Source organism: Methylomonas koyamae (assembly GCF_001644025.1).
Classification (GTDB): domain Bacteria; phylum Pseudomonadota; class Gammaproteobacteria; order Methylococcales; family Methylomonadaceae; genus Methylomonas; species Methylomonas koyamae_A.
In genome coordinates, this window is record NZ_LUUK01000192.1 from 1 (window position 1) to 13,351 (window position 13,351).

General features: G+C 56.3%; 9 protein-coding genes. 7 read left to right on the plus strand and 2 right to left on the minus strand.

From position 1 onward, the window contains the following. Positions 1 to 1,622: proton-conducting transporter membrane subunit (locus A1355_RS17665; protein ID WP_064030598.1), on the minus strand; the 1,622-nt coding region annotated here is incomplete at its 3' end. Next, positions 1,619 to 4,219, minus strand: a complete 2,601-nt coding sequence (locus tag A1355_RS17670) for a YbcC family protein (protein ID WP_064030599.1) — start codon at positions 4,217 to 4,219, stop codon at positions 1,619 to 1,621. The genes A1355_RS17670 and A1355_RS17665, both read right to left, overlap by 4 nt. A 607-nt stretch (positions 4,220 to 4,826) precedes the next feature. On the opposite strand from A1355_RS17670, the gene A1355_RS17675 reads away from it, so the two are divergent. From A1355_RS17675 to A1355_RS17705, 7 genes are all read left to right on the plus strand, one after another. Then, positions 4,827 to 6,473 (plus strand): SulP family inorganic anion transporter, encoded by a 1,647-nt coding sequence (locus tag A1355_RS17675; RefSeq protein ID WP_064030600.1) that lies wholly within the window; start codon positions 4,827 to 4,829, stop codon positions 6,471 to 6,473. Positions 6,474 to 6,629: 156 nt separating this feature from the next. Next, on the plus strand, positions 6,630 to 7,349 hold the full coding sequence (locus A1355_RS17680) for a DUF2490 domain-containing protein (RefSeq protein WP_064030601.1): 720 nt from the start codon (positions 6,630 to 6,632) through the stop codon (positions 7,347 to 7,349). 253 nt (positions 7,350 to 7,602) lie between these two features. Next, entirely contained in the window at positions 7,603 to 8,970 is a 1,368-nt protein-coding gene (locus tag A1355_RS17685; protein WP_064030602.1) for a hypothetical protein, read from the plus strand. Between the two features lie 114 nt (positions 8,971 to 9,084). Further along, positions 9,085 to 9,807: a hypothetical protein gene (locus A1355_RS17690; RefSeq protein ID WP_064030603.1), complete on the plus strand. Its 723-nt coding sequence runs from the start codon at positions 9,085 to 9,087 to the stop codon at positions 9,805 to 9,807. 3 nt (positions 9,808 to 9,810) lie between these two features. Next, a complete protein-coding gene (locus tag A1355_RS17695) occupies positions 9,811 to 11,109 on the plus strand; it encodes a cobyrinate a,c-diamide synthase (RefSeq protein WP_231883715.1) in 1,299 nt (432 codons plus the stop codon). 83 nt (positions 11,110 to 11,192) lie between these two features. Beyond that, positions 11,193 to 12,245 (plus strand): recombinase RecA, encoded by a 1,053-nt coding sequence (gene recA / locus A1355_RS17700; protein ID WP_064030604.1) that lies wholly within the window; start codon positions 11,193 to 11,195, stop codon positions 12,243 to 12,245. A 185-nt stretch (positions 12,246 to 12,430) separates the two neighbouring features. Continuing rightward, positions 12,431 to 12,913: a GIY-YIG nuclease family protein gene (locus A1355_RS17705; RefSeq protein ID WP_082885623.1), complete on the plus strand. Its 483-nt coding sequence runs from the start codon at positions 12,431 to 12,433 to the stop codon at positions 12,911 to 12,913. Positions 12,914 to 13,351: the final 438 nt, after the last annotated feature.

Genomic DNA, 13,351 nt, shown 5'->3' on the forward strand with positions numbered 1-13,351 from the left:
AACGGCATCGCCGCGAAATCTTCGTCGCGCAGCAGGCGTTTCAGGACGAAAATGCCGAGCAGCCAGGACGGTACAATGCCGCTGGCAAACAGCAGGACATCGGGGGCAGCCTCCGGCGTCATCATCCACACCGCCGCGCCGGCCAGTAGGCAGCTTAGCGCAATTGCGTGCCAAACCCGCAGCGGATTGCGGTTTTGACTGAACGCGCCCAGTGTCGCCAATACCATGGCCAATGAGACCGGCATGGACAAATACGCCGGATCGACGGTTTGTTGCAGTTTCGACACCGGAATCAACGCCAGTACCGAAAATAGCACCAAGTATTTAACCGCCGGCCGCACGGCGTTGGCCCGGCTGCCGATGGTCTTCAGCGGATCCCACAAACTCATTCTCACCAGTCGCTCCAGATTGCCCTCTTGCAGCGCGAACACGTACAAGGTGTTTTGCAGCACGCCCGGCAGGGTGTCGCGAATCGAATAGGGCAAACGGTCGCGCATCGCGCTGGGTTTGATGACGAAGTCGGTATCCACCGATCCTTCGACCCTTAACAGGTGAGCGACGATGGACGGCGAGACCAGCAATTGGTAGCAGCGCAAGAAGGCGTTACCGAGAAAATGCATCAAAACCAGAGGTTCCAGACCGAATGCCAGTTCGACGAACATGAAGCCAACCTGGGTAATCGATGCATAGGCGATCTGACCCTTGATGTTGGATTGGGTTTTTTCAGACAAACTGGCGACGACGATGGTCAGCAAGCCGATCGCCAACACGACCAGACGACTCACATAATGGTAGCTCCAGATCGGCATCGTCCGCAGTAGCAAAAACACGCCCAAATGGATGGACAAGGCACCGTAAAATATCGCGCTGGATGGGGTCGGACCTTCCATCGCCCGCGGCAACCAAAAACAAAACGGAAACTGCGCCGATTTGCCGGAAGCGGCGATCACAATCAACCACGACAAAAACAGCAACGAGGCATAGCCGGCCGGCGGCATGGCCGCGTGATCGAACAAGTTGGCCAGCTCGCTGAAGTGTTGGCTCTCGTGAAACAGCAAATGGCTCATCCAGGCGCCCAGCAACAGTCCGACGTCGCAAAACCGGTAGATGGTGTAGGCGCGCAACGCGTTACGGACCGGTTGCGGCCGATGCCGGTAAAAGGCGATCAGCAGAAACGAACAAACGCCGACAATTTCCCAGCCGGCGAACAACATATCGATCGAGCCCGACAAAATCACCAGATTCAAACCGAAGCTAAAGCCGAAGATGGTCAGGAAAAAGCGCTTATAGCCGGGCTCGCGGTGCAGGTAGACCCGGCAATAGCGGACGATGATCGCGAATATCGCCCAAGCGCAGAACAGATAGGTCGCACCGACCACGTCCAAATAGAACAGTATCGGGAAGTGGTAGTCGCCGCGAGCGTACAGATCGAACCAAACGAATTCGTGGTTCGGGAAGCCGTAAGCGGACCATGTCGCCAACAGGGTCAAAACGCACGAGCCCATCAGGCGCGCGGTCCAAAGGCTGATTCTGGCGATGCGGTGTTCGTTCGGCGCCGATGCCAGAATCAGCATAAAGCCGAGCATCGGTAAAAACAGGCTGGCGAGTATCAAGCCATTCATGCGGGTCTCCCAAGCAATTGATGGACCGGTATCGTTTCGGTTTTACCGACGATAATCCGTTCGGAATGCGGCGCGGCGGGCGGCTGTAACGACGCCGGTAGGCGTACGGCTTCCCAGCCCCGCGCCGAGTAATAAAACAGTTCGTGGCTGAGCGGATCTTGGCAGGCAAAGCGTATCCACTCGTTGTCCAGCCATTCCTTCAGATCGCCGATTAAGGCCAGGGCTTGATCGACGATGTCCCGGCGCTGCTCGATCACCATCAGCAGTCGGGCCGGTTCGTGAACTTCGATCATTTGCTGCGGCAATCCGGTACGCAAGTCGCCCTCGACACCATTGGCGACGCCCAGCAGGCCGATCACGTTGTGCGGTAGTTTGGTGCCGGCGCCATAGACCGAATTGTCGACGCGGGAAAATAGGTATTCGAGGTTGATGCCGCCGCACACCGGAATGATGGCGCCAAGGATTTTGGCCAGGATTTCCCCTTGCGGGTCACTGTCCGGCACGTAGGAATGCAAAAATGAACGGCGATCCAAAAATAATTGGCGGCTCAGTTCTCGGCGGCCGACCACGCAGTAAAGATTGTTGGAATGGTTGTATTCCGGACGGGGCTCGAAAATCGACGAGGCACGCGCCACCACGTGGCGGTGGGCCTCCTTATTGGAATGCGATTGCGGTCCCAATTCGAACCAACGGCAACGCTCGCGGGCGTTTCTGAGCAAGGCATGTTGCATCGCATGTTTGAACGTATGCAGTTTGCTTAGATCGCGGTGCCGGTAGGCGTTCGGATCGAAGTAGCTGATTTCGTCCCGGCTGGTGTTGTGCAGCGCGGCGACGAAATAGGTGTCGTCCGGAATCGAGATGCCCCGTTCGCGCAGAATGTCGCGTACCGACGAATGGTTGGCCATCCAGGCAAAGGCGCGGGCATTCGGCGCGCCCGGCTTGCCGGAGCAGGCGCCGCAATCGTAGGCGGCGAAATGCGGGTTGTTGACGCTGCTGGAGCCGTGAGCCACGATAACTACCAACGGCGCGAACCCCTGGGTCAGGCCAATGTTACGCAGTAGGCCGCCGACTCGGTCGGCCATCTCCGAAAACGAGAAACCCAGCAAATAACCTTCCTCGGTCGGCTCGTCGTTTTCTCGCAATAGGTGCAGATGCGAGTGAGCCTCCACCTCGCTGAGTTGCTGAACCTTGGGAACGCCGGCGCCGGGACGAAACACGTTCCAGGCCAAACGAATCGCGTATCCCAAGCCGATGGTTTGGGTAAATAGCCAGCCCCGAAACATCGAATGCGCCGAGAAATGCATGCCGGCCAGATTTTTGGTTTTGGTTTTTTTCCGGTGTTGATGGGGGGCTTCCTCGCGTATCAAATGCTTGGGGGTGATGACGGCCGGGCATTGGGCGACCGGGTAAACGTCGTCCAAACCCTGATATAAGAAGTCGATGCCGAAAAAACCGGCGGCGCCGAAAGTTTCGATGCTTGGATCGATTTCTTCCAGATGCCGACGCAGCGAGCATTCTCGGTCGTCGATGCAAAACAGGGCCTGGGCGGTCGGGCTGACTTTGGTCGTATTTGGAGTTGCTCGCGTTACCGGCTGGGTGACCAATGCGGCCAGCAACTCGCTGTGCATGGACCATTCCATCGCTTCGTGCCAGACCCGTAAACGCAACGGGATCGCCAAATCGGCAAGCTGGTGTTCGAAGCGCGGTAAGGTGTCCAACTGGGGTAGCTTGGCGATGTTGCTAAACTGCTTGCCGCGTTTTTTGGTCAGAAATGCCAGCTCGCAGGCCATTTCGAAAGCGATCAACTGCTTCAACGAAATCGTCCTTTTAGCCAGCAAGGCTTGCGGATTGAGCTCGATCAACCTGACCATGCCGGCCCAACCGGGGTGAGAGAGCAGCAACTCCAACAGATATTGTTCGTACCAGGACTCCGCGCCGACCATGCGTTCGAGGCAATGAGCGATGACGCCGTCCGGCCCTTGATTTAACAATTCGCGCACTTCGGCGATATGAAAAGGATAGAGCGGCAGCAAACTGTTTTGCGTCAAGCGCAGCACGCAATCCCAGAAGCTTTCGCCGTCCTTGGCCAAGGTCCAGCGACTGATACCTTGGTCGAGAAAATTGCCCAGCAGGCGGAATACCACCGGATGGGCCAACGCGTTCAAATCGACTTCCAGAGCCGTCATCCAATGCGCGCGTATGCCGTGGTTAGCGAGCGAAATCGGCGGATAGTGACTGTGCTTGTCGTCTTCGAACAGGCGTTCCCGTAGCGCGGCGCGTTCGGCCTCCGGGCAATCGCAGTGCGCCAAGGCCCAGTCGATCGCATCGTCGCGAATACGGCCTTGCCGGTAGCGGCTTTGATAATCGGCTAACGGCAAATAGCTGCGGGCGCCAAAGATCCGAGCGGCAATCGCCACGCCTTCATGGAAGGGCTTGTCCTGCACCGCGTGCAGCGTATTGTGGTGGATAAAATCTTTTAGCGGGCCTTGCGTAGGCAGCCAATGGGCTATGTGTTCGATCGCCGCATCCAGATCGAAGCCGCCGGCGTTGCCGAGCAGCTGATCGTTTAGCGGTGTAGTGGGTTTGGAAACCGTCATGGGTACATCAACCTCGTATCAAAAGAAAAGAGCCGGCAAACCTGAGTTCCGTGGGTTGCCCGATGCGCGGGTGGGCGACCACGAGTAAGCGGTCCGGCTTACCTCGGGGCATGCCGGACTTTAATTTAGTAATGCACAAGTCATGCCTGTTCGTAAATCATTGAATCGTAATATCTAATTCGAGAATATCGATAGGCTTCGGTGCAAATCGCCGGGGTGGCCGGTTGATTTCAACCGGACGCCGGCCACAGTTCGGCGGCTTGAATAGACCGCTAGCCAGGCAGCGTTTGTTCGGTTTGGTGCGGCGCGCGCACCGGAATGATAGGGAGCGTTTTCGTATAGCCGTGCAGCGCGCTCTGTTGGCGTGGATTTGAGGGGCGTGGACCGGGCGATTCACCGGCAATCAGCAAGAGTTTGCACCGCGAGTGGTGCAAATCGCGCGCGTGGTGGATTTCAACCAAGGTGCGTGGTTTTAATAAACCAGCCTGGTCGAATGCCAAGCGATTGGACGCGAACCAAAGCCGTGCAAACCTAGTATTTGCGCGAGGTTGAGGTGCTTGGCATATTTCTGGCTTAACAAAGGTTTTCCATTAAGCTGAGATTTACCATGTCGCAAGCATCCACTGTAGCTTTACCTAAAACAGGTATACCGGGGTTGATCGAAAACTGGCGTAGCGATTTGCTGTCCGGTTTTTTGGTGTTTTTGATTGCGCTGCCGCTATGTTTAGGGATAGCGATGGCGTCCGGGTTTCCGCCGATGGCCGGCATTATTTCCGCGATTATCGGCGGCGTGGTGGTCTCTCGGATCAACGGCTCCTATATGACGATCAATGGCCCGGCCGCCGGTTTGATTGTCGTCATCGTCGACGCGGTGCAATCGCTCGGACAGGGCGATGCGATGGCCGGCTACCGTTATACGTTGGCCGCCATTGTCGTTGCCAGCGTGTTGCAGGTGCTGCTCGGCGTCTTCAAGGCCGGCAAGCTGAGTGCGTTTTTTCCGTCCTCGGTGGTGCATGGCATGCTGGCCGCGATCGGTATCATCATCATGGCCAAGCAGATTCATACCTTGTTGGGGGTTAAGCCCGAAGCCAAGACCTTATTGGGGACCATAGCGGAAATCCCGCATTCGATCGTCGAAATGAACCCGGAAGTTTCGTTGATTGGTTTGTGCGGATTAGCGTTATTAATCCTGTGGTCTGTCATCAAACAGCCGGCTTTGAAAATGATTCCGGCGCCGCTGTTGGTGGTGATGTTGGGTTTGGCCCTGGGCCAGTTTTTCGATTTGGATCATATCCATCAGTACCTGTTCTTGCCCGATGCGGAAATTTTGCCGCACCACGAATTTACCGTGGGCCCGGCCTTTTTGGTGGCGGTACCGGAAAACTTCATGTCCGGGTTTTATTTTCCGGATTTTTCGAAAATCACCGACCACGAATTTTGGATTTCGGTCGTCACGATCTGGCTGGTTGGTAGTTTGGAGAGTTTGTTGAGCGCCTCGGCGGTCGATAAACTCGATCCTTACAAACGCAACTCCAATTTGAACCGCGATTTGGCGGCGGTTGGGGTCGGCAATTTGGTGTCGGGTATGATAGGCGGCTTGCCGATGATCGCCGAAATTGTCCGTAGCTCCGCCAACATTAACAACGGCGCTAAAACCGGCTGGGCCAACTTTTTCCACGGCTTGTTCTTGCTGATTTTCGTCGCCTTGTTTCCGCGCTTGATACACGAAATTCCGTTGACCTCGTTGGCGGCCTTATTGGTATTTACCGGATTTCGTTTAGCCTCTCCGAAGGAATTCGCCAAAACCCTGACCGTGGGCTTGGACAACTTCGCGGTCTTCGTGATCACGATTATCGGCGTGATTGCCACCGACTTGTTGGTCGGCGTGGCAATCGGCATCGTTGTCGAGTTATTGATCCACGTCAGCCGCGGCTTGAAACCCGGCAATATCTTCTCGATGGCTTACCACGTCAATCAAACCAACGCCGATACCTACCATATCGCGGTCAGCGGCGCGGCGGTGTTTTCGAATTTCATCAGCCTGAAGAGTTTGCTTGCGGATTTTCCGGAAAAACAAAACGTGTTCTTTGATTTGACGGACGTCGATTTGATCGATCATACCGTGATGGAGTTCATCCATCACTACACCGAGGAATACAATCATGCGGGCGGCCGTTGCCAGATCCTCGGATTGGACGATCACCATTCCTACTCGGATCACCACTTGGCCGCGCGCCGAAAATTGAGTGTCTGAGCGGTCTTAACCGGTGGCCGGTCGGCGTGCGAGCCGGCCGCCGACACCACCTCGAATAATCACCTTTTCCGCCTAAGGCGCAGTCATGCAGCCCAGGCCGGAGGCATGCCCGCGAGACGGGTATTGAAACTTTAGTTTTGTCGTCGGAGGACCGAAATGACATCGAATCGATTGATATTGGCAACGCTTACGGTAACCGCGATTTTCACCGCCGGACCGGGTATCTCCAGCGCGCAAGCCGGCGAGTTGGCCGAGGATACCGGGGCCTGGTTGCAAATGGTTGGCGAAGGAAGTCTGAAAGCCGTCAACCCGGATTTGGAAAAGGCCAGAGTTTGGGTGGAAGGTCAGACGCGTTTCGACGGTAACTGGGAGCACTGGTACCAAGGCATGGTGCGCGGCGCGCTGGGCTACTCGTTGAGCGATCGCGCCACGATTTGGCTGGGTTACACCTGGCTGCCGACCCAAAACCAAAACAAGCCGTACATCGCCCAACAGGATTTCTGGCCGGCATTCCGTTACGTGCTGCCGACCGACATCGGTACTTTTACCTTCAGGACCATGTGGGAAAGCAACTTCCTGCGCGGCAACCAAGTCCGCGAACGTCCCCGGCAAATGATCAAATTCGTGCATCCGTTCGAGTTCGAGCCGCGTTTTAGTCTGGTGGCTTGGGACGAAGCGTTTTATCGGGTCAACACCACCGATTGGGGCGGCAAATCCGGTTTCGATCAGAACCGGGTATTCGCCGGGTTTGGCTGGAATTTCAACAGTCATGTCCGTACCGAAATCGGCTATATGAATCAATATCTGGAAGATGCCAAGCACGTGAATATGACGATGCATCATTTAGGGATGGCTTCCGTATTTATTAATTTTTAATGGTTTTAATGTCGTTTATTAAAAGATAAACGGGGTTGCCTGTTTATACCAGCTTTAGTTCCGTCACTGTTTCAGCGAATTGTCGATAATAATTTCATAAAATTGGAAATGCGTTGACTTTTGTCGGCGCTTGGGGTTTTATTTGCTTTTAGTATTTATAACTTGCTGTTTTTTAACGTAAATTAACGTATTTTTAATATTGGATTAATCTTGGCTTGGCTATAATTTAAACTCTATTTTAATGGAGTTACTTATGGAAAAACATATTATAACGAGACGATTGATTCGGCGTTTCTTTTGGTTGTTTTGTTCGGTTTTGTACTGGGGTTTCGTCGGTCAAGCGCAAGCCCTGCCGAGTTTTGCCAGGCAAACTGGCATGGCCTGCGCGATGTGTCATACGCAAGCTTTCGGTCCGAATTTGACGCCTTACGGCCGGCAATTCAAATTAAATGGTTACGTGTGGGGTAACAACGATTCGGCCATCAGCCGTTTCGGCGGCATGGCCGTCGGTTCGCTGACCAATACCAAGCGCAACGATAGCGATATACCCGCCGACCCGGTATTGGCGCGGCGCGACTTTAACAGCAACAACAACCTGGCGTTAGATCAGGCCTCGTTGTTTTACGGCGGAAAGGTTTACGGCAACATGGGCGCTTTCGTGCAGTTTACCTACGATGGCGTGGCCAGTCGTTTCGCGTTGGACAACACCGATATTCGGATTGCCGACGAAGCGGATTGGCTGGGGCGCAATTTTGTCTACGGCGTGTCGTTCAATAACAGTCCGACCGTTCAGGATTTGTGGAACACCACGCCGGCTTGGGGATTCCCGTATTCCGGATCGCCGTTGGCGCGTACGCCCGGCGCCGAACCGGCGTTGGCCGCGCTGGGCGGCCAGATCGGCGGGGCAACCTTGTACAGCATGATCGACGATACGGTTTTCCTCGAAGCCGGTGCCTATACCAGTTTTGCCAAGTACGCCCAAAAAGGTATGGGGCAGTGGGACGACGGCGCGGTCAAAGTGGATGGCGGAGCGCCGTATTGGCGGATCGGTTTGCAAAAGGATTGGCAAGGCCACTATATATCGTTGGGGCATTTCGGCTTCAGGGCCAACGTTCAGCCCGACCCCACGTTGACGGTCAGCGACCGCTACACCGATTTGGGCGTGGATTTTAATTACCAATACTTGGCCAACCCCAAGCATATCTATGAATTCAAAGCCAGCTACATCCGCGAATCTCAAGATCTACTGGCCAGCGCGGCCGCGGCATCCGCAGCACAGCGCAACCAGCAATTAGGCTTTTTGGGCTTGAACGGCGCTTACACCTTCGAGCAAACCTACGGCTTGACGGTTGGATACAACCATATCCACGGTAATCAGGACGCGGTGTTGTACGAAGTATCGCCGAACAGGCGGCCGAATTCGGACTACTTTACCTTCGAGTTGAATTACATCCCGTTCGGTAAAACGGCGGGTGTTGCCGAGTCCTACTTGAATCTGCGTTTCGCGGCCCAATATGTGGCTTACACGCGTTTCGACGGCGGCGACAAGAATTACGACGGCTCGGGACGCAACGCCAGCGACAACAACACCTTGTATTTCAATACCTGGTTAAGTTTTTAAAGTTGTCCTTAAAGACCTCGATAAACCTCGTGGCTCCCGCTTGACCGGCACTTTGCGTGCCGGTCTTTTTTTGCCAAGTTAAACTATCCATCCAATCAATCTCCGAGGGATCGCATGGGCAAGCAATACACCCGTTTCAAGGATATTTCCGTCAGCGAACGTATCCTCAACACCGTGTTTTTATTGACGATAGGCCTGGGCTACCTGATGGCCCTGGTCAATATGTACTACACCCACCAGGGCCGCGACGGCAAGCGCGGCTTGTCGATCGACGACATCGTCATCATGTACCACGGTTCCAACAGCCAAACCCGCCTGGGCGCGGCGATCAACGGCATTATGGAACCTAACCTGAAATACAAGAGCGACAAGGAAGTTATTCAAAAATGGATACAGGACGGCGCGGAAAAGGACGGCTACGACGAAAAAATCGCGCCGATTCTGAACCGCGATTGCGTGCATTGCCACAATCCGGCCGCCAATCCGTCGCTGCCGGATTTGACCACTTTTACGGGCGTCGCCGAAGTTGCCCACACCGGCGGCGCGTCGATTCCCGCCTTGGTCAGGGTATCGCACATCCATTTGTTCGGCATCGCCTTCATCCTGTTTTTCATCGGCAAGATCTTTTTATTGTGCGACATGAATATTTACGTCAAACGGATCGCGGTGGTGATTCCGTTCGTCGCGATGCTGCTGGACGTCGGCTCCTGGTTCGTCACCAAACATGTCCGCGAGTTCGCTTACGTGGTGGTGCTGAGCGGCGCGCTGATGGGCTTGTCGATGGGCGTGCAAATCCTGCTCAGCGTGTATCAAATGTGGTTTTACCCCAGGGACTGACGGGTGATCGACGTTCACGTTACGCCGGTTAAGCCTTGTCCGGCCATCCTAATCAGCGCGCCGGCGTCCGGCCAGGGTAAAACCACGGTGACCGCCGCGCTGGCCTATTACCATAGGCGGCTTGGTCGCGAGGTGAGGGTATTCAAAACCGGGCCGGACTTCATCGATCCGCAGATTTTGGCCTTTGCATCCGGACACCCAGCCTATCAGCTCGATTTGTGGATGATGGGCGAGGCCCACTGCCGCGAGTTGCTGTATCGCGCGGCCGGGGAAGCCGATTTGATCCTGATCGAAGGGGTGATGGGTTTGTACGACGGCGACAGCAGTAGCGCCGATCTGGCCCAAACGCTTGCTGTGCCGGTCGCGGCGGTGATCGATGCTCATGGCATGGCGCAAACTTTTGCCGCGGTCGCTTACGGCTTGGCCTATTACCGGCCGGGTTTGGCCTTCGCCGGCGTCATTGCCAACAAGGTCGGCAGCGCCGGCCATGCCAACCTGTTGGCCGAAGCCCTGCCGGACGACATGCCGCTGCTGGCGGCTATGCGCGGCGACGCTTCGGTCGGTTTGCCAGAGCGTCACTTGGGCTTGCACCAAGCCGGCGAAATTGCCGACCTCGATCAGCGCTTGGCCCGCGCCGCCGATCTGCTCAGCGATTGCCGCTTGCCCGATCCGGTGGCGTTCGCCGAGGTCACGAGCGAGCCGCCGCCGCGCCTGTTGGCCGGCCGGACCATTGCGGTCGCCAGGGATGCGGCCTTTTCGTTTCTCTATCCGGCCAACCTGGACTGCCTGCAAGCCTTGGGCGCAACCTTGACCTTCTTCTCGCCGCTGGCCGACTGCGATTTACCGGCGGCAGATGCGATTTACCTGCCCGGCGGTTATCCCGAATTGCACTTGGCCGAACTAGCCGGCAACCAGGCGATGAAACAGGCCTTGCGCCAGCATCACCAAGCCGGCAAGCCGATCTACGCCGAATGCGGCGGCTTTTTGTATTTGCTGGACAGCCTGGCCGACCGCGACGGCCAGGCCGCCGAGATTGTCGGCCTGTTGCCCGGCCAGGCCCGGATGCAGACCCAACTCGCTAATCTGGGCATGCACAGTCTGGAACTGGAGCACGGCGAAATACGCGGCCACAGCTTTCATTTCTCGACCTTGCAAACCTCGCTGGCGCCGCACACCCAATCCACTACCCGCCGCCATCACGGTCAAGCCGAAGCGTTTTACCGGGTCGGCCGCTTGCAAGCCTCCTATCTACATCTGTATTTTCCGTTCAATCCATGCCAGGCGGCCGCGCTGTTCGCCTGAGCCGGCCGCGAGAAAAGCTGTTTCGAGGCCTCGGCCTATGGGATAATCGCCGGCTTTCAGTAGCCAAACCAAGGCAGGCAACAATGGACGAAAACAAAAAAAAGGCGCTGGGCGCGGCGCTGATCCAAATCGAAAAACAATTCGGCAAAGGCTCGGTGATGCGGATGGGCGACGTTGCCGCGACCCGCGACATCGAAGTCGTTTCGACCGGCTCGTTGTCGGTCGATATCGCGCTGGGCTGCGGCGGTCTGCCGCGCGGCCGGATCATCGAAATCTACGGCCCGGAATCGTCCGGTAAAACCACGCTGACCTTGCAAACCATCGCGCAAGTGCAAAAACTGGGCGGCACCGCCGCCTTCGTCGATGCCGAGCACGCGTTGGACCCGGTTTACGCCCAGAAAATCGGCGTCAACATCGACGACCTTTTGGTGTCCCAGCCAGACACCGGCGAGCAGGCCCTGGAAATCACCGACATGCTGGTCCGTTCCGGCGCGGTCGATATCGTGGTTATCGACTCGGTGGCGGCGTTAACCCCGAAAGCCGAAATCGAAGGCGACATGGGCGACTCGCACATGGGCCTGCAAGCGCGGCTGATGTCGCAAGCCTTGCGCAAACTCACCGCCAACATCAAACGCTCCAATACGCTGGTGATCTTCATCAACCAGCTGCGGATGAAAATCGGCGTGATGTTCGGCAACCCGGAAACCACCACCGGCGGTAACGCGCTGAAATTCTACGCCTCGGTGCGGATGGACATTCGCCGCATCGGCGCGATCAAGAAGGGCGACGAAGTGATCGGCAACGAAACCCGCGTCAAGATCGTCAAAAACAAAGTCGCGCCGCCGTTCAAGCAAGCCGACTTCGAAATTCTGTACGGCGAAGGCGTGTCCTTCTTCGGCGAATTGGTGGATTTGGGCGTCGAATTCGGCTTCGTCCAAAAATCCGGCTCCTGGTACAGCTACAACAACGACAAAATCGGCCAAGGCAAGGACAACGCCAAGCAATTCCTGCGCGAACACCCGGAGGCCGCCGCCGAATTGGAAAAAGCCATCCGCGAAAAAGCCTTCGTCAGCCGCGTGACCAACGCCCCAGCGCCGGCCGACGACGAAGACGCCGAGTTCAACGACGCCGACTAACTCCGTCGGCTGAGCGGAGCCGAAGCCGAGCGGAATCGAAGCCGGGCGGAGTCGGGTTGGCTGGCCGCGATGTTCGCTTCGGCTCCGCTCAGCGAACGCGGCTCCACTCAGGGAACGGCGCGTCCGGCTTAACGCAGTTCGCCGCTCAACTCGGCGAACCTAGCCGAATCTTTGGGGGGTACTCAATGCCTTACCGGCATATTTTGCAATGCTCGGACGGCAGCTATTACTCCGGCAGTACCTGGGATTTGGAACGCCGCTTGTGGGAACACCAAAACGGCTTGGGCGCCAAGCACACCGCAACGCGATTGCCGGTCCAATTGGTTTATTGCGAGATGTGCGAGCGGATTGAAGACGCCTATATCCGGGAAAAACAGATTCAAGGCTGGAGCCGCAACAAGAAGCAGGCGCTGATGGCTGGCGACAGTAATTTATTGCACCGATTGGCCGAGTGCCGGAATGCGAGTCATAGCCAAAACGCTGGCTTCGACTCCGCTCAGCCAACGGTCCCTGACTCCGCTCAGCCAACGACTCCCGAGCAACCTGAAAAGCCCGGCGCCGCTCAGCCAACGAGTTCCGGGCAACCTGAAACATCCCACTTCGCTCAGCCGACGGGTTCCGAAGAACCTGAAATACAGGGTGCCGTCTCGCCAAACGGTTCCAAGTGACGTAAAACGCCGGGTTCCGTTAAATCAAGAAATTCTAAGCAATCTGAAATTTTCGGCTCCGTTGAGCCAATAAGGCTAGAGCGACCTGAAATATCGAGGTCTGTTAAGCTGATGAGCTCCAAACGATCTGCAATATTGGACTTCGTTTAACCAATGGGGCTCAAACGACCGGCAATATTGGGCAGCGTTCAGCCAAATGAGGTCCGAGCGACCTGAAAAGCTGGATTCCGCACCGCTAACGGGCGGAGAACGTTGCGGAGTGTCGGAAGACCGAAACTGAATCGGTGAGTAGTCGGAGAAGCGCGGATAGCAGCCGGCGGCGAAAATGCGACGTGCTCGATTGGCTAGCGGAAGCGTGCCGACTTGAGCGCCCTTGCGTAACGCGGTACAGATTGATTATGGTTGACCCTGGTTGATTCTAGGGGCTGTTGCCATTTT